General features: G+C 73.8%; 18 protein-coding genes. 9 read left to right on the top strand and 9 right to left on the bottom strand.

Annotated elements, in window-relative coordinates; all coding sequences use genetic code 11:
• The first annotated feature begins 75 nt into the window (after positions 1-75).
• The 5 genes from ABZ948_RS39105 (at position 76) to ABZ948_RS39085 (ending at position 4467) form a co-directional block, all read left to right on the top strand.
• Positions 76-984 (top strand): PDR/VanB family oxidoreductase, encoded by a 909-nt coding sequence (locus ABZ948_RS39105; RefSeq protein WP_359767892.1) that lies wholly within the window; start codon positions 76-78, stop codon positions 982-984.
• A gap of 138 nt (positions 985-1122) precedes the next feature.
• A complete protein-coding gene (locus ABZ948_RS39100) occupies positions 1123-2091 on the top strand; it encodes an ABC transporter substrate-binding protein (protein WP_359767891.1) in 969 nt (322 codons plus the stop codon).
• Positions 2088-2861: an ABC transporter permease gene (locus ABZ948_RS39095; RefSeq protein WP_359767890.1), complete on the top strand. Its 774-nt coding sequence runs from the start codon at positions 2088-2090 to the stop codon at positions 2859-2861. The genes ABZ948_RS39100 and ABZ948_RS39095 overlap by 4 nt, the downstream gene beginning before the upstream one ends.
• Positions 2862-2884: 23 nt before the next feature.
• Positions 2885-3676, top strand: a complete 792-nt coding sequence (locus tag ABZ948_RS39090; protein ID WP_359767889.1) for an ABC transporter permease — start codon at positions 2885-2887, stop codon at positions 3674-3676.
• Positions 3677-3696: 20 nt separating this feature from the next.
• Complete coding sequence (locus ABZ948_RS39085; RefSeq protein ID WP_359767888.1) at positions 3697-4467, top strand: ABC transporter ATP-binding protein; 771 nt, start codon at positions 3697-3699, stop codon at positions 4465-4467.
• A 19-nt stretch (positions 4468-4486) separates the two neighbouring features.
• Here ABZ948_RS39085 and ABZ948_RS39080 read toward each other — a convergent pair whose 3' ends face one another.
• The 7 genes from ABZ948_RS39080 to ABZ948_RS39050 all read right to left on the bottom strand — a co-directional run bounded on the left by ABZ948_RS39080 (position 4487) and on the right by ABZ948_RS39050 (position 10689).
• Complete coding sequence (locus ABZ948_RS39080; RefSeq protein WP_359767887.1) at positions 4487-5158, bottom strand: GntR family transcriptional regulator; 672 nt, start codon at positions 5156-5158, stop codon at positions 4487-4489.
• A gap of 39 nt (positions 5159-5197) precedes the next feature.
• Complete coding sequence (locus tag ABZ948_RS39075) at positions 5198-6199, bottom strand: proline racemase family protein (RefSeq protein ID WP_359767886.1); 1002 nt, start codon at positions 6197-6199, stop codon at positions 5198-5200.
• Positions 6200-6204: 5 nt separating this feature from the next.
• Complete coding sequence (locus tag ABZ948_RS39070; RefSeq protein WP_359767885.1) at positions 6205-7095, bottom strand: dihydrodipicolinate synthase family protein; 891 nt, start codon at positions 7093-7095, stop codon at positions 6205-6207.
• Positions 7092-8489 (bottom strand): FAD-dependent oxidoreductase, encoded by a 1398-nt coding sequence (locus tag ABZ948_RS39065; RefSeq protein WP_359767884.1) that lies wholly within the window; start codon positions 8487-8489, stop codon positions 7092-7094. Before ABZ948_RS39065 ends, ABZ948_RS39070 begins: the two co-directional genes overlap by 4 nt.
• The gene (locus tag ABZ948_RS39060) at positions 8479-8793 is read right to left on the bottom strand and encodes a (2Fe-2S)-binding protein (RefSeq protein ID WP_359767883.1); all 315 of its coding nucleotides are present in this window, start codon (positions 8791-8793) and stop codon (positions 8479-8481) included. The genes ABZ948_RS39065 and ABZ948_RS39060 overlap by 11 nt, the downstream gene beginning before the upstream one ends.
• On the bottom strand, positions 8790-9944 hold the full coding sequence (locus ABZ948_RS39055) for an NAD(P)/FAD-dependent oxidoreductase (protein ID WP_359767882.1): 1155 nt from the start codon (positions 9942-9944) through the stop codon (positions 8790-8792). The genes ABZ948_RS39060 and ABZ948_RS39055 overlap by 4 nt, the downstream gene beginning before the upstream one ends.
• Before the next feature lie 70 nt (positions 9945-10014).
• Positions 10015-10689, bottom strand: coding sequence for an MmyB family transcriptional regulator (locus ABZ948_RS39050; RefSeq protein ID WP_359767881.1), 675 nt, complete (start codon positions 10687-10689; stop codon positions 10015-10017).
• 238 nt (positions 10690-10927) lie between these two features.
• On the opposite strand from ABZ948_RS39050, the gene ABZ948_RS39045 reads away from it, so the two are divergent.
• From ABZ948_RS39045 to ABZ948_RS39035, 3 genes are all read left to right on the top strand, one after another.
• Positions 10928-11587, top strand: a complete 660-nt coding sequence (locus ABZ948_RS39045) for a helix-turn-helix domain-containing protein (protein WP_359767880.1) — start codon at positions 10928-10930, stop codon at positions 11585-11587.
• A 32-nt stretch (positions 11588-11619) separates the two neighbouring features.
• On the top strand, positions 11620-12150 hold the full coding sequence (locus ABZ948_RS39040; RefSeq protein ID WP_359767893.1) for a toxin-antitoxin system, toxin component: 531 nt from the start codon (positions 11620-11622) through the stop codon (positions 12148-12150).
• Positions 12151-12330: 180 nt separating this feature from the next.
• The gene (locus ABZ948_RS39035) at positions 12331-12576 is read left to right on the top strand and encodes a hypothetical protein (RefSeq protein WP_359767879.1); all 246 of its coding nucleotides are present in this window, start codon (positions 12331-12333) and stop codon (positions 12574-12576) included.
• Between the two features lie 30 nt (positions 12577-12606).
• On the opposite strand, the gene ABZ948_RS39030 is transcribed toward ABZ948_RS39035, so the two are convergent.
• Together ABZ948_RS39030 and ABZ948_RS39025 are read right to left on the bottom strand one after the other, a co-directional pair.
• Complete coding sequence (locus ABZ948_RS39030; protein WP_359767878.1) at positions 12607-13266, bottom strand: 4'-phosphopantetheinyl transferase family protein; 660 nt, start codon at positions 13264-13266, stop codon at positions 12607-12609.
• On the bottom strand, positions 13263-14123 hold the full coding sequence (locus tag ABZ948_RS39025) for a metallophosphoesterase family protein (protein ID WP_359767877.1): 861 nt from the start codon (positions 14121-14123) through the stop codon (positions 13263-13265). The genes ABZ948_RS39030 and ABZ948_RS39025 overlap by 4 nt, the downstream gene beginning before the upstream one ends.
• A 256-nt stretch (positions 14124-14379) precedes the next feature.
• On the opposite strand from ABZ948_RS39025, the gene ABZ948_RS39020 reads away from it, so the two are divergent.
• Complete coding sequence (locus ABZ948_RS39020) at positions 14380-15531, top strand: ATP-grasp domain-containing protein (RefSeq protein ID WP_359767876.1); 1152 nt, start codon at positions 14380-14382, stop codon at positions 15529-15531.
• Positions 15532-15644: the final 113 nt, after the last annotated feature.

Below are 15644 nucleotides of genomic sequence, written 5' to 3'. Positions count from 1 at the left end.
TCCTGGCATACGGGGGTAGTGCGAGCGCACTGTCACGGGGGCCATGGAATCGGGCAAGAGGCAACTCTCGGCGGATTGGGGCGCTTACTTACGGCGGCCGACGGGGTGCTGGCCCTCACCCTGCGCCACCCGCTGGGCGAGCCGCTCCCGGCCTGGGAGCCGGGCGCGCACGTCGACGTCCTGCTCGGCCCCGGCCTGGAACGGCAGTACTCGCTGTGCGGCGATCCGGCGGACCGGACGGCCTGGCGGATCGCGGTGCTGCGCGAGCCGGACGGGCGGGGCGGCTCGGCCCATGTGCACGAGCAGGTGCGCGAGGGCGACAAGATCCGGGTGCGCGGCCCCCGCAACAACTTCCGCCTGGAGCCGGCCCGCCGCTACCGCTTCGTCGCGGGCGGCATCGGCATCACGCCGATCCTGCCGATGCTGGCGGCGGCCGAGGCCGCGGGCGCCGAGTGGACGCTGCTGTACGGCGGACGCACCCGCCGGTCGATGGCGTTCGGCGAGGAACTGCTCCGGTACGGCGACCGGGTGAGGGTCGCCCCCGAGGACGAGACGGGGCTGCTGGACCTGCCCTCGGTGCTGGACGACGTGCCCGAGGACACCCTCGTCTACTGCTGCGGCCCCGGGCCGCTGCTGGACGCGGTCGAGGCCCGCTGCCCGTCCGGGGTGCTGCGCGTCGAGCGGTTCCGGCCGAAGGAGCAGGAGACCGGCGGGGACACCGAGTTCGAGGTGGAGCTGGCGCGCAGCGGCCGGACGCTCACCGTCGCACCGGACGTGTCCGTGCTGGACGCCGTGCGCGCCGCGGGCGTCGAGGTGCTGTACTCCTGCACCGAGGGAACCTGCGGCACGTGCGAGACCGACGTCCTCGACGGCGAGCCGGACCACCGTGACTCGGTGCTCACCGACGACGAGCGCGCGGCGGGCGAGACCATGCTCATCTGCGTGTCCCGCTGCCGCGGGAAGCGGCTCGTGCTGGACCTGTGACGAGAGGCCGGTGCCAACCGCCCTTCACCGTACGGGCATTGACCATGGCCCGGGACGGGCCCTAGGTTCCCGCTGAGCACATCTGCACTGCCTGCGCACAGCCTGTCGGAGCACCTGGACCGGTCCCACGGGGGAGCCATGCGTCGTCTGCTCGTCGGCCTCACGGCCTTGTCCGTCCTGGCCGCCGTCACCGCCTGCGGCTCGTCCGACCCCGACGGGGCGGACAAGCCCGGCTCGTCCGGCGGAACCACCAAGGTCAAGGTGGGCATCGTGCCCGTCCTGGACGTCGCGCCCATCTACCTGGGCCAGAAACAGGGCCTCTACAAAAAACGCGGCATCGAACTGGAGCTGACCCCGGCCCAGGGCGGTGCCGCGATCGTGCCCGGGGTCGTCTCCGGGCAGTTCCAGTTCGGCTTCAGCAACACCACCTCGCTGCTGGTCGCCCAGTCCAAGAACATGCCCGTGAAGGCCGTGGCCAACGGGGTCGCGTCCACCGGCAAGGACGGCGCCGACTTCGCGGCCGTCACCGTGAAGAAGGGCTCCCCCCTCACCTCCGCCAAGCAGTTGGAGGGCAGGAAGACGGCGGTCAACACGCTCAACAACATCTGTGACACGTCGGTCCGGGAGTCGGTCCGCAAGGCCGGCGGCGACCCCGCCGAGGTCGAGTTCGTCGAGATGCCCTTCGACCAGATGCCCGCCGCGCTGGACGGCGGGCAGGTCGACGCGGCCTGCACCCCGGAGCCCGCGCTCGCCACCGTCAAGGCCGCGGGCGGCAGGGAGATCGCCTCGAACTTCCACGATGTGTCACCGGACCTCACCGTGGCCATGTACTTCACCTCCCAGCGGTACGCCGCCGAGAACCCGGACTTGGTGAAGAAGTTCCAGGAGGCGACCGCGGAGTCACTGGAGTACGCCGACAGCCACCCCGACGAGGTGCGGCAGATCCTCACCACGTACACGAAGATCCCCGCCACCCTGCTGGAGAAGCTGACCCTGCCCCGCTGGCCCGCGCAGCCGGACCGCGCCTCCATCGAGCGGCTGGCCGAACTGGGCGAGCGGGACGGGCTGTTCGAGCGGGCGCCGGATCTGGACAAGCTGCTGCCGTGAAGGGCGCCGACGCGGCACTGGGCGCGGCCGGGCTCGCGGCGTTCCTCGTGCTCTGCGAGGCGGTGCCGCGGCTCGGCCTGGTCGAGGACGACTACTTCCCGCCGGCCGGTCGGGTCGCGGACGCCCTCGGCCGGGAACTGGCCGACCCGGCCTTCTGGTCGGCGCTCGGCGACACCCTCACCGGCTGGGCGCTCGGGCTGGCGATCGCGGTGGGCGCGGGTGTCGTCCTGGGCGTGGTGATCTCCGTGGTGCCGTACCTGCGCGAGGTGACCGCCTCGACGATCGAGTTCCTGCGGCCCATCCCGTCGGTCGCGCTGATCCCCCTGGCGGTGCTGCTGTACGGCACGGAGCTGCGCTCGGTGCTGCTGCTGGTCGTGTACGCCGCGTTCTGGCAGGTACTGGTCCAGGTCCTGTACGGCGTCCGGGACGTCGACCCGGTCGCGGAGGAGACGGCGCGCTCGTACGGCCTGGGCCCCTGGGCGCGGGTCCGGCACGTGCTGTGGCCGACGGCGCTGCCGTACGTCATGACCGGGGTGCGGCTGGCGGCGGCCGTGGCGCTGATCCTCGCCGTCACCGCCGAACTGGTCATCGGGGCACCGGGGCTGGGTGCCCGGATCGCGGTCGCGCAGACCTCGCAGGCGGTGCCGGAGATGTACGCGCTGATCGTGGTGACCGGCGTGCTCGGGCTGCTGATCAACGTCGGGGCGAGGTCGGTGGAGCGGCGGGCGCTGGCCTGGCACCAGTCGGTGCGCGGGGAGGTGGCGCTGTGACGGGGGTCCCCCCTGGCCGAGCGATGTCGGGAGCGTGGAGGAGGGCCCTGCTGCGGCTGGTGTTCGCGGTGGCCCTGCCCGCGGTGCTGGTGGCCGTCTGGTGGGTGGCCTCGGCGGGCAGCACGAACGTCTACTGGCCGCCGCTGCGCACGGTCTTCGGCGCGTTCCCGGACGTGTGGACGGGCGAGCGGCTGCGCGGGGACGTGGTGCCCAGCGTGCTGCGGCTCGCGGCGGGTTACACGGCGGCGGCCGTCGCGGGGGTCGCGCTGGGCACGGTCATCGGCTCCTACCGGCGGGTGCGGGTGGTGTGCGAGCCGGTGCTGGAGTTCCTGCGGGCGGTGCCGCCGCCGGTGCTGGTGCCGGTGATCATGCTCTTCGCGGGCATCGGCGACACGATGAAGATCGTGGTGATCGCGAGCGGCTGTGTGTGGCCGATCCTGCTCAACACGGTCGAGGGCGTCCGCGCGGTCGACCCGGTGCTGGCCGAGACGGCCCGCTCCTACGGCATCACGGGCGCCGCCCGGCTGCGGGACGTGGTGCTGCGCTCGGCGAGCCCGCAGATCTTCGCGGGCCTGCGCCAGGCGCTGTCGATCGGGATCATCCTCATGGTGATCAGCGAGATGTTCGCGGCCAGCAACGGCCTCGGCTTCACCATCGTGCAGTTCCAGCGCGGTTTCGCGATCCCCGACATGTGGACCGGGATCCTGCTGCTCGGCCTGCTCGGCTTTCTCCTGTCGGTCCTGTTCCGGCTGGCCGAGCGGCGGGTGCTGGGCTGGTACCACGGCCTGCGCGAGGCCGGCCGGCGGTCCCCGTGAACCCCGCGAAAGGGCGGTCCATGCTCGACGTACACGGCCTGCGGAAGGTCTACGAGGGTTCGGGGCGGCGGACCGAGGCGGTGCGCGACCTGACCTTCACCGTGGAGGCGGGCGAACTGGTCTGTCTGGTGGGCCCGTCGGGCTGCGGCAAGACGACCCTGCTGAAGTGCGTCGGCGGCCTGCTCGCCCCCACGGCCGGTGAGGTGCGGCTCGCGGGCCGCCGGGTCGACGGTCCGCCGCCCGGGATGGCGTTCGTGTTCCAGGAGTACGGCCGCAGCCTCTTTCCGTGGATGCGGGTCGGGCAGAACGTCGAACTGCCGCTCAAGCAGAAGAAGCTGAGCCGGGAGCGGCGCCGCGCGCTGGTCGCGGACGCGCTGGAGTCGGTGGGGCTCGCGGACGCCGCCGGGGCCTATCCCTGGCAGCTGTCGGGCGGGATGCAGCAGCGGGTGGCCATCGCCCGGGCCCTGGCGTACGAGCCCGAGGTGCTGCTGATGGACGAGCCGTTCGCGGCGGTGGACGCGCAGACCCGGGCCGATCTGGAGGACCTCGTGCGGCGGCTGTGGCGGGAGCGCGGCATCACGATCCTGTTCGTCACCCATGACATCGACGAGGCCGTGTACCTGGGCGAGCGGGTGCTCGTGCTGTCGGCCTCCCCCACCGTCGTCCAGGAGCAGCTGAAGGTCGATCTGCCGGACGTGCGGGACCAGTTGCGCACGCGCGCGGACCCGCGCTTCGCCGAGCTGCGGACCCGGGTGTACGAGCAGGTCCAAGCGGCCAAACGCGGCCGTTGAACCGGTGGCGTCCGGCTGTTCAGGGTGCCGCCCACAGGCCCCGCACGTGCCCCAGGTGCCGGGTCATGACGGCCCGTACGGCCTCCTCGTCGCGGGCGAGCAGCGCGTCCAGGATCTCCAGGTGCTCCTCGGCGGACGCCTCCAGCCGCCCCTGTTCCACGAGCGCGGTCAGCCCGTAGAGCCGGGAGCGGCGTCTGAGGTCCCGTACGACGTCGACGAGATGGGCGTTGCCGGCGAGGGCCAGCAGGCCGAGGTGGAAGCGCAGGTCGGCCTCGACGTAGGCGATGAGGTCGCCGGCCGCTGCGGAGGCGACGATCTCCTCGGCGACCGGGCGGAGCGCCCGAAGGGCCACCGGGTCGGCCGTGCGGGCCAGTTCCGCCGTGGTGGGGATCTCGATCAGCGACCGGACGTGGGTGTACTCGTCGAGCTGCCGCTCGGAGACGGCGGTGACGCGGAAGCCCTTGTTGGGCACGGTGTCGACCAGGCCCTCCTTGGCGAGGTCGAGCATGGCCTCGCGCACGGGCGTGGCGGAGACGCCGAAGCGGGCGGCGAGGCCGGGTGCCGAGTAGATCTCGCCGGGCCGCAGTTCGCCGGCGATCAGGGCGGCCCGCAGCGCGTCCGCGACCCGCTCCCGGTGGCTGGGTTTCCTGCTGCCGAGCACGGGCAGGGCGGGGGTGTGCTGCGCGGCCATGACGGTCGGGGTTCCTCTCTTGTGCCCTTGCGGGGGTGCCTACAGGACGAATCCCGCCGGGAACGGGTCCTCGGGGTCCAGCAGGTACTGGGCGGTGCCGGTGATCCAGGCGCGTCCGGTGAAGCTGGGCAGCACGGCCGGGCGACCGGCCACCTCGGTCGTGCCGAGCAGTCTGCCGGTGAACCGGGTGCCGATGAAGGACTCGTTCACGAACTCGGTGTGCAGGGGCAGTTCGCCGCGCGCGTGGAGCTGTGCCATGCGGGCGCTGGTGCCGGTGCCGCAGGGCGAGCGGTCGAACCAGCCGGGGTGGATGGCCATGGCGTGCCGGGAGTGCCGGGCGGTCGAGCCGGGGGCGGCCAGGTAGACGTGGTGGAGTCCGCCGATGGAGGGGTCCTCCGGGTGCACGGGCGGGTCCTCGGCGTTGACGGCGGCCATGAGGGACAGGCCCGCGGCGAGGATCTCGTCCTTGCGGGACCGGTCGAAGGGCAGGCCGAACCGCTCCAGCGGCAGGATGGCGTAGAAGTTGCCGCCGAAGGCGAGGTCGTAGGTCACCGTCCGCCCGTCGGCGAGGGTCGCCTTGCGGTCGAGTCCGACGGCGAAGGAGGGGACGTTCCGGAGGGTGACCGCCTTGGCGGCGCCGTCCTCCACGGCCACCTCGGCGACGACCGGGCCCGCCGGGGTGTCGAGCCGGATGGTGGTGACCGGCTCGACGGCCTCGACCATGCCGGTCTCGACCAGCACGGTCGCCACGCCGATGGTGCCGTGCCCGCACATCGGCAGGTAGCCGGAGACCTCGATGTAGACGACGCCCCAGTCGCAGTCGGGCCGGGTGGGCGGCTGGAGGATCGCGCCGCTCATGGCGGAGTGGCCGCGCGGTTCGTTCATCAGCAACTGCTTGATGTCGTCGCGGTGTTCGCGGAACCACAGCCGCCGCTCGTTCATGGTGGCGCCGGGGATGGTGCCGATGCCGCCGGTGATCACCCGGGTCGGCATGCCCTCGGTGTGCGAGTCGACGGCGTGCAGGACGAGTCTGCTGCGCATGGTCACTACGCCAATCCGGCCGCGACGGCCTTCTCGGTGGCGGCCCGGACGGCGGCCTCCTGCTCGGGCAGCAGCGGCACCCGGGGCGGACGGCAGGGACCGCCGTGGCGGCCGACGAGGTCCATGGACAGCTTGATGGCCTGGACGAACTCCACCCGCGAGTCCCACCGCAGCAGCGGGTGCAGCTGCCGGTACAGGGGCAGCGCCGTGTCCAGGTCGCCGTCGACAGCCGCGCGGTACAGCTCGACCGAGGCCCGGGGCAGGGCGTTCGGATAGCCCGCCACCCAGCCCTTCGCGCGCGCGACGGCCAGCTCCAGCAGGACGTCGTCGGCGCCGACCAGCAGGTCCAGCTCCGGGGCGAGTTCGGCGATCCGGTAGGCCCGGCGGACATCGCCGGAGAACTCCTTGACGCCCCGGATCCACCCCTCGCCGTGCAGCCGGGCGAGCAGCTCCGGCACGAGGTCGACCTTGGTGTCGATCGGGTTGTTGTACGCGACGACCGGCAGGCCCGCCTTCGCGACCTCGGCGTAGTGGGCGACGACGGCGCGCTCGTCGGCGCGGTAGGCGTTCGGCGGCAGCAGCATCACCGCCCGGCAGCCCGCCTCGCCGGCCTGCTCGGCCCAGCGCCGGGACTCGGCCGAGCCGTAGGCGGCGACACCGGGCATGACCCGCTCACCGCCGATCGCGGCGACGGCGGTCTCGACGACCCGGGCGCGCTCCTCGGAGGTGAGTACCTGGTACTCGCCGAGGGAGCCGTTGGGCACGACGCCGTCGCAGCCGTTCGCCACGAGCCAGGCGCAGTGCTCGGCGTACCGGTCGTAGTTCACGGACAGGTCGTCGTTCAGCGGGAGCGCGGTGGCGACGAGGACGCCGCGCCAGGGGCGGTGGTCGGTCATGACGGTCCCTCCTGGGGGTGTTGCCCGGCGAGGACGCCGAGCGGCACGGGACGGGCGAACGGCCGTCGGGACGGGGTGGGCGGGCATCCGGCGAGACCGGCGACCGCGGGGGCGCACATCCGGCCCTGGCACCAGCCCATCCCGGCCCGGGTCAGCAGCTTCACGGTGCGCTCGTCGCCCGCTCCGAGGTCCAGGGCGTCGCGCACGGCCCCGGCGGTGACCTCCTCGCAGCGGCAGACCACGGTGTCGTCGGTGACCTGCTCGGGCCAGTGCGCGGGCGGCGCGTAGGCGGAGTCGAGGGCGGCGGCGGATCTCTGGAGCTTCGCCCGGGCCTTGACGGCGGCGGGCGCCGGGTCGGGGGCGGTGCCGCGCAGGCGGGCGGCGGCGGAGCAGCCGGCGATGTGGCCCTCGGCGAGGGCGAGGGCGGCGCCGCCGATGCCGGTGGCCTCCCCGGCCGCCCAGACGCCGGGCACGTCGGTGCGCTGCTCGGCGTCGACGCCCACGGCGAGCCCGTCGAGGCGGCAGCCGAGGCCGTCGGCGAGGTCGGTGTGCGGGAGCATGCCGTGGCCGACGGCGAGGGTGTCACAGGGCAGGCGCCGCTCGGTGCCGGGCTGGACCCGGCCGTCGCCGTCGAGGGCGGCGACGGTGACGCCGGTCAGCCGGAGGGGCGCGCCGTCGGTACGGGGCGTCGTCTCGCCGTCGCCGTGGGCGCGCACGACCGTGTGGCGGGCGAGGACCGGTACGCGGTGGCGCAGCAGGCGCGCGGCGTGTCCGGCGGCCTCGGCCAGCTTGCCGGCCAAGGCCGGGGCGTGGGCGGCGAGGCGTCGGGGGGCGGTGGACTCCACCAGCGCGGCGACCTCGACGCCGGCGGCCGCGAGTCCCGTCGCCACGGGCAGCAGCAGCGGCCCCGACCCGGCGACGACGGCCCGGCGCCCCGGCACCACGAGCCCGCCCTTGAGCATGGCCTGGGCGCCCCCGGCGGTGACGACGCCCGGAAGGGTCCAGCCGGGGAAGGGCAGGACCTGCTCGTAGCCGCCGGTGGCCAGGAGCACCGCACGGGCGTGCACCTCGGCCGGCTCCTCCTGCTCCGGCCCCAGCAGCGCGTGCACCGTGAAGCCGCCGGAGCCGCGCTCCACGGCCCACACATGGTGATCCGTCAGCACGCGGACGGCGCTGGCGGCGAGTCCGTCCCGCAGCCGCTCCCAGGTCCGCGGCCGGTGGTGCAGCACCTCCGGCCGGCCGGCCCGGAGCCCGGCGGCGGGCTGCCGGTAGAACTGCCCGCCCGCCTCGGTCGCGGCGTCGACCAGCGCGACCCGTACGCCGCGCGCGGAGGCCGCCAGGGCGGCGGCGAGTCCGGCCGGTCCGGCGCCGATCACGGCGAGGTCAGTGCGCACGGCGCACCTCCTCGTGGCCCGTCCCGTCCTGCGTGCCGATCACGTCGCCCGGCCGCACCGGCACCAGGCACGCCCGCTGGTTGGGCCGCCCGTTGACGGTCACCAGGCAGTCGAAGCAGACGCCGATCCCGCAGAACACGCCGCGGGGGCGGCCCTCGCCCCGGGTGGAGCGCCAGGAGGTGACGCCCTCCGCCCACAGCACGGCGGCGACCGTCTGCCCGGGCAGCGCCTCGACCGGCCGCCCGTCGAAGGTGACGGTGAAGGCGGGGCCCGGCCCGGCGCCCGCCGGCTCCAGCGGATTCACTCGGCCTCCTCGGTGAAGCGGTCGGGGCGGAACGGGCCGAGGTCCAGGTCGGGTTCCTGACCGGTGAGCGCCTGGGCGATCAGGTGTCCGGTGCCGGTGGCCAGTCCGATGCCGGCGCCCTCGTGCCCGCAGGCGTGATGGAGCCCGGGCAAACGGGAGTCGGGGCCGATGGCGGGCAGGTGGTCCGGCAGATACGGCCGGAATCCCGCGTAGGTCCGCATGGCCCGCACACCGGCGAGGAACGGGAAGAGCCGGGTCGCGCCCGCCGCCAGCGCGCGCAGCGCCGGGAGCGACAACGACCGGTCGAAGCCGACCCGTTCCCGGCTGGCGCCGATGAGGACGGGCCCGGCGGGCGTGCCCTCCACCACCGGGGACGTCTGCAGTGCCGCCGAGTCGCTCGCGACGTCGGCCACGTAGTCGGCGGCGTACACCTTGTGCCGGACGCGGGGCGGCAGCGGCTCGGTGACCAGGACGAAGCCGCGGCGGGGCAGCACCGGCAGGGTCACTCGGGCGCGGGCCGCCACCTCGCCGCCCCAGGTGCCGGCCGCGTTGACGACGGCCGGGGCATGGAGGTCGCCCCGGTCGGTCCGCACCCCGCGCACCGCGCCGCCGGTGCCGCGCAGCACCCCGGTCACCTCCCGGCCGGTGAGCAGCCGGGCGCCCGAGGCGCGCAGCAGGTGTGCCGCCGCCAGCGCGGGCATCACCTGGGCGTCCTGCGGGTAGTGCATCCCGCCCGCGAGGCCGGGGGCCAGGTACGGCTCCAGGTCGGTGAGGCGGTCGGCGGGCACGGGGACGGCCTCCACCCCGGCCGCGCGCTGCCCGGCGGCGAGTTCCTCCAGCCCGGCCCGTGCCGCCGCGCTGCCGGCGACGACGACACCGCCCTTGGCCTCGTACTCGACGGCCTTCCCCAGCCCCTCGCGGGCCAGTTCGGCCCACAGCCGGGCGGACAGCAGGGCCAGTTCGAGTTCGGGTCCGGGTTCCTTGTCCGAGACGAGGAGGTTCCCCTCCCCCGCGCCGGTCGTCCCGCCGGCCACCGGGCCCCGGTCCACCACGACGGTGTCGAGGCCGGCCCGGGCCGCGTACAGGGCGCAGGCGGCACCGACGACTCCCGCTCCGATCACCACGACATCGCAGGTCAGCGGCATGCTCACGCCAGTACTATGTCACACACCACTCGGTCTGGGAATGGTGCGGACACGGGCGGGAGGGGGCCGGAAGGGCTCAGTCGGCCGCGGGGACGACCCTCAGATGAGAGGCGGCGCGAGGGGCGGCGGCGCGCCGCGTCCGACGGTCCCGGGAGGGGGCCCGGCGGGCTTCGCGCAGGACGAACGTGAGCCGGGTGCAGCCCAGTTCCTCAAGGGTCCTGGACGTCTCGGCGACGACCCGGCAGTCGGTGGCGCCCCAGCGCGGGTCCGGGTGCAGCAGGGGCCGTACGGCGCCGTCGAGCTCGACGGCCGCCTCGCCGACCGCGCGGATCCAGTGCGGCAGGCCGTGCCGGTAGGCGGCCTCCATGATCGGGTCCTGGGCGATGTCCCGGCGGATGGCCTGGAGGCCGTGGTCGGGGCCGTGGCTCTCCACGGTCCGCGCGAAGTGCGCGAGCATGGGCAGGCACCAGCTCGCCTCGTGCTCGCCGAGCACCGTGGGCGCGTCGGGGTGGAACAGCACGAACCTGAGGAAGTTGTCGTCCGGCATGGCCGTCGGATGCGGGCCGACGCCGCCGAAAAGTGACCGGAACGCGCTGTTGGTGAGCACGACGTCCCAGCAGTGGCCGACGACGAGCGAGGGGAAGGAGACGGCCTCCAGAAGCCCGGCGCAGTCCTCCAGGTAGGCCTGGGCCTCGGGAGTCTCGGGGACGGGCCGCGGTGCCGGCCGCTGCCCTCCTGCCTGATATGCCATCGGGAGGTCACCCCTCTTGCCTGTGCGGCCTTGACGCGGCGCCCTGATCCTGCTGCCCGGAGCTGAGGCGTGTCAACTATCGTGGCATTTCATGCCTGTTGACGGCTGAAATTGGCCACAGTTGTGGCGAGACCTGGATGTGAGTTCGAGGCACCGGCTACGCTCCGGGAAGTTCACGCCGGGGTAGGTCACGGCATCCGCTTGTGAGAAGCCTGTGAGAGACGTAGGAGATCTGTCGGTGACGGGTGGCTTCGTCGAAGGTCCTGGCGCCACGCGGACGACTGTGCTGGCGGCCGTCGTCTCCCGTGTCACCGCGCTCGCCGACCGGCTCGGCGTGCCGCACGCCGAGGTCTTCGACACCGGCCGGCTCTCCGTCGCCTCGGGCGTCCCGGAACCCGTGGTGAAGGCACTGCTCGGGGGCCGGCCCGCGGGCGAGCCCGATGTGCAGGCCCGGTTCCTGCAGCGGCTGGACCTGCTGCGCAGGACCCGGCTCAAGCCCAACGGCCGCAAGTACACCCAGCAGGAGATCGCCGACGGCGCGGGCATGTCCCGGCAGCAGGCCGGGGCCCTCATCAACGGCGACCGGCGGCCGACCATGGAGCACTGCGACGCCCTCCAGCGGTTCTTCCGGGTGCACGCCGGTTTCCTGACGGCCGAGGATCCCGAGGCGCTCGTGAGCGCCCTCCAGCACACCGAACAGGAGCTGTTGCAGAAGCTCGCCGACCGCGAACGGGAGGCGTCCGCCGTGGCGGACGACCCGCTGGAGCGGCTGCTCCAGGACCACGGCGTGCGCGGCATCGCCTGGCGGGCCGCGCAGCTGCCCACCGACCAGCACCGCGACAAGGTCGCGGAGTGGCTGGACATGCTCCTGGAGAGCGTCAAGCGGCCCGAGTCGTGACCGTGGGGAGAACTGTGGGCATAGGTAAGGAAATGCGCCGCCTGTGCGGCGAGCTGGTAGCGGAGCTGACCCTCCCCGCGCCGGCCCGGCCCGACGAGCTGTACCGCGCGCTGTGCGACGCCATGAGCAGACGCCGCGGCCGCCCCGTCCTCTTCCGTACGGCCGCCTTCCCGCCCGGGACCGCCAGCGGGCTCTGGCTCGACATGGCCGAGCAGGACCTCGTCGTGATCGAGGAACGCACGACCCCCGACCACCAGTTGGTGATCCTGGGCCACGAGCTGTGGCACATGAAGGCCGGGCACTGCTCTCACCACGTCGAGGGCGCCGCGGTCGCGGCCCGGCTGCTCGACGACGGCGCCGACCTCCAGGCGACCGTGCTCAAGGTGGCCGCGCGCACCCGCTTCGACCACGACGACGAGAAGGAGGCCGAGAGCTTCGGTCTGCTGCTCGCCAGCAAGTGCCGGGCGTGGCTGGCGGGTTCGTCCTCACGGGGACCGGTGCAGCGGGACCATCTGGCGGGGCGGATCGAGGCGTCGCTCGGGTACCGGGGGCCACAGAGCTGACGGGCGGCCGGCCGCGCGTCACCGGGGGGGCCGTGCCGCCTCCGCCGAGCGGGCGAACCGGGCGCCGGCGGGGCCGGATTGTCAGTGGTGGGCGGCAAGCTGGAGGTGCGCCCCCGCCGTGCGGGGCGTGCGCGCCGCGAGGGCGCGGGACCGACGACGCGACACGGGGAGAGCCGACCGATGCCCACCGCCGTACTGACCGACCGCGAACGCACCGCCGTCCAGGCGTATCTGCGGCTGCTGCACACCGTCCGCGCGGCCTTCGACGTGGAGGGCGGTCCGCCGGTCGTCCCGCCCGCCGTGCTCGCGGACGCGGAACAGGCCCTCGACCGGGCCGGTCTGACCGGCAACGAGGAGGAGTTCTTCCGGCTGTTGCAGACGTGGTGCCCGCCGGCCGGGATCCTGACCGACGGCCCGGGTTCCTGACCGGCGGCCCGGCGCCTGGTACGGAAGGCCCTAGTCGTGCGGTACGGCGACCGCCGTCGCGACCAGGCCGCGGGCGGCGGTCCAGCGGCCGTCGAAGTGGCCGAGGCGGCGGTCGCCCACCAGCGGCCCGGGGACGAGGAGATCGGCGCGGAAGCGGCCGTCCGCGGTGATGTCGATGTCGGCCTCCATGAAGTCCAGCCACTTCCCGGTGAGGGGGAACCACGCCTTGTAGACGGACTCCTTGGCGCTGAACAGCAGCCGGTCCCAGTGGACGCCGGGGTGTTCGGCGGCGAGCCGCCGCAGCCGCTCCGCCTCGGCCGGCAGGGACACGGACGCCAGGACGCCCTCGGGCAGCGGTCCGTGGACCTCCGCGTCGATGCCGACGGAGGCCAGGTCGCCGGCGCGGACCAGGGCGGCGGCGCAGTAGCCGTCGCAGTGGGTCATGCTGCCGGCCAGTCCGGCCGGCCAGCCCGGGGCGCCGCGCTCGCCGGGCAGGATCGGCTGCGGCGGCACACCGAGTTTCTCCATGGCGCGGCGGGCGCAGGAGCGTACGACGGCGAACTCCCGCCGGCGCTTGGCGACCGCCCGCGCCATGAGCGCCGCCTCCTCGGGGTACAGCGAGGTGTCGGCGCTCTCGTGGCCGTACGCCTCGACGGTGACCACGGTCTCCGGCAGCAGTTCCTCGATCACCGCTCGTCGTCCTCCCTCGGCAGGATGCGCCGCAGCCGCCCCGGCGGCCCGGGCCGCTTGCGCCACTCACGGGGATAGCCCACCGAGACCTCCTCGAAGCGCACGCCCTCGTGGAAGGTGGTCCGGGGGATGTGCAGATGGCCGTAGACCATGGTGTGGACCGGGAATCTGCGGTGCCAGTCGGCGGTCAGGCCGGTGCCGCACCACATGGCGAACTCGGGGTGCCACAGCACGTCCATCGGGTGCCGGTGCAGCGGATAGTGGTTGACGGGGATCACGGGCAGGTCCCCGGGCAGTGCGGCGAGCCTGCGCTCGGTCGCGGCGACCCGGTCCCGGCACCAGGCCTCCCGGCTCGGGTAGGGGTCGGGGTGCAGCAGGTACTCGTCGCTGCACACGATCCCGGTGCCGTGGGCGTACTCGAGGCCCTGCTCCTTGGTCGTGCACCCGGCCGGCAGGAACGAGTAGTCGTACAGCAGGAAGAGCGGGGCGACGGCCACGGGGCCGCCGGGGCCCTCCCAGACGGGGTAGGGGTCCTCCGGTGTCGTCACGCCGAGTTCCCGGCACAGCTCGACCAGGTACTCGTATCGGGCGACGCCGCGCAGGGTGACGGTGTCGCTCGGATGGGTCCACAGCTCGTGGTTGCCGGGCACCCAGACGACCTTGCGGAAGCGCGCCGCGAGGGTCTTCAGGGCCCAGCGGATGTCGGCCACGGTCTCCGCGACGTCACCGGCGACGATCAGCCAGTCGTCGTCCGTACCGGGCCGCATCTCCTCGACCAGGGCGCGGTTCTCCGGGTAGCCGATGTGCAGATCGCTGATGGCCAGCAGTTGTCCGGCACCACCGGCCGTCGACGTCACCTCTCGCCCCCCTCCGCGCACACGAACTCCACTACGAGATCACATCCGCGGGACGGGAACAAGGGCGTCCCCCGGTGGCCGGGTGCGGAATCCGTAACCCGCGTGTTGCACGTGAGGCCCCGCCGAAGCCGTATGATCTGCCCCAACACCACCGCTGAGAACTTCCCTTCCACAGGGGCGGTTTGGTGTCCCTCCATACGTCCTGCCCGGGCACGGGCTGCTCAGCCCTGCCCGCGAACCGTGAAAGGCGGCCTGCATGGTCTCTCGCGTACGCGTCTGGCTCAACCGCACGTACGCGGAGAACGTGTTCTTCATGGATCAGCTGCGGAGAAATCCCAGCGACCGGGCCGTCGAGATCCATGCCACCCACGGTGACCCGGACTCGCCCGTGCTGGCCGCCGCCGACACCGCGGAGCTGGAACCAGAGAACCTCTCCCCCGCCGGGTACGTCGAGTACGCGCTGGACCAGTGCGCGCGGCGCGGCGTCGACGTGTTCGTGCCCCGGCTGCACCAGTCGGCGATCGTCGCGCACCGCGCCGAGTTCGAGGCGGCCGGCACGGCGGTGCTGGCGCCGCCGCCCGAGGCGGTGGCCGTCTTCCACGACAAGGTGATCGCCTACGAGGCGGTGCAGGCGATCGGCGTGCCGGTGCCGCCGTGGTGGCGGGTCCGTTCGGGTGACGAACTGGTGGCCGCCGTCGAGGAGTTGGAGGCCGGCGGGCACAAGGCGTGCTTCAAGCCGGCGTCCGGGGCGGGCGGGGTGGGCTTCCGCGTGATCACCCGCTCGCCGTTCTCGCTGATGAATCTGGGCGGCTTCCCGAGCCCGTACGTGCAGCTCGACCTGGTCCTGGACGCGCTGCGGCGGGCCGAGGAGCCGGTGGACTGGCTGGTGATGCCGCGTCTGGAGCAGCCCGAGGTGTCGGTGGACTGCCTGACCGGTCCGGACAGCCGGGTCCGGCTGGCGGTGGGCCGCACCAAGAACGGCCGTCGCCGGGGCTTCACGCTCAACGAGCAGTGGCTGGACCCGGCGCGGCGGATCGCGGAGGGCTTCGGGCTGCACTACCTGTCCAACATCCAGTTCCGCATGTACGGCGACCGGCCGGTGCTCATGGACGTCAACACCCGCCCGGCCGGCGGGCTGCACCAGCTGTCGCTGTGCGGGGTCAACGCCCCGTGGGCGGCGGTGCAGCTGGCGCTCGGCGAGGACCCGGGCGAGATGGTTCCCCCGTTCCTGGGCCAGGACTACACGGTCGTGTCGGGGCCGCGCCCGCTGCGGCCGGTGTCGCTGCCGCAGCAGCGGCCGGAGGCGACGGAGCCACTGCCGGAGGCGACGGAGCCGCTGCCGGCAGTCCCGGTCGACTCCGTCGAGGCCCCCGCCCAGTCCACCACCGTCGAGGCCCTGCCGCTCTAGGGGGTGTCCGCAAAGTCCCGTCGTCCGCCCGGAGGGCGGGCCCTGCGGCGTCATGGGGGTCCCCCCTGCTCGAGCGAAGCCGAGAGCTTGGGGGAGCGTGCTCTCGGCGTGCC

The organism is Streptomyces olindensis (assembly GCF_040645895.1).
GTDB classification, from domain to species: Bacteria; Actinomycetota; Actinomycetes; order Streptomycetales; family Streptomycetaceae; genus Streptomyces; species Streptomyces olindensis.
The sequence above is the reverse complement of the archived record's forward strand: the minus strand, read 5'-3'. Positions and strand labels throughout refer to the sequence as shown.

Excerpts from the sequence above, each read along its gene's own strand:
- ABZ948_RS39100 (WP_359767891.1), top strand. The coding sequence starts at position 1,123 with ATGCGTCGTCTGCTCGTCGGCCTCACGGCCTTGTCCGTCCTGGCCGCC.
- ABZ948_RS39090 (WP_359767889.1), top strand. The coding sequence starts at position 2,885 with ATGTCGGGAGCGTGGAGGAGGGCCCTGCTGCGGCTGGTGTTCGCGGTG.
- ABZ948_RS39085 (WP_359767888.1), top strand. The coding sequence starts at position 3,697 with ATGCTCGACGTACACGGCCTGCGGAAGGTCTACGAGGGTTCGGGGCGG.
- ABZ948_RS39080 (WP_359767887.1), bottom strand. The coding sequence starts at position 5,158 with ATGGCCGCGCAGCACACCCCCGCCCTGCCCGTGCTCGGCAGCAGGAAA.
- ABZ948_RS39075 (WP_359767886.1), bottom strand. The coding sequence starts at position 6,199 with ATGCGCAGCAGACTCGTCCTGCACGCCGTCGACTCGCACACCGAGGGC.
- ABZ948_RS39070 (WP_359767885.1), bottom strand. The coding sequence starts at position 7,095 with ATGACCGACCACCGCCCCTGGCGCGGCGTCCTCGTCGCCACCGCGCTC.
- ABZ948_RS39050 (WP_359767881.1), bottom strand. The coding sequence starts at position 10,689 with ATGGCATATCAGGCAGGAGGGCAGCGGCCGGCACCGCGGCCCGTCCCC.
- ABZ948_RS39040 (WP_359767893.1), top strand. The coding sequence starts at position 11,620 with ATGCGCCGCCTGTGCGGCGAGCTGGTAGCGGAGCTGACCCTCCCCGCG.
- ABZ948_RS39035 (WP_359767879.1), top strand. The coding sequence starts at position 12,331 with ATGCCCACCGCCGTACTGACCGACCGCGAACGCACCGCCGTCCAGGCG.
- ABZ948_RS39020 (WP_359767876.1), top strand. The coding sequence starts at position 14,380 with ATGGTCTCTCGCGTACGCGTCTGGCTCAACCGCACGTACGCGGAGAAC.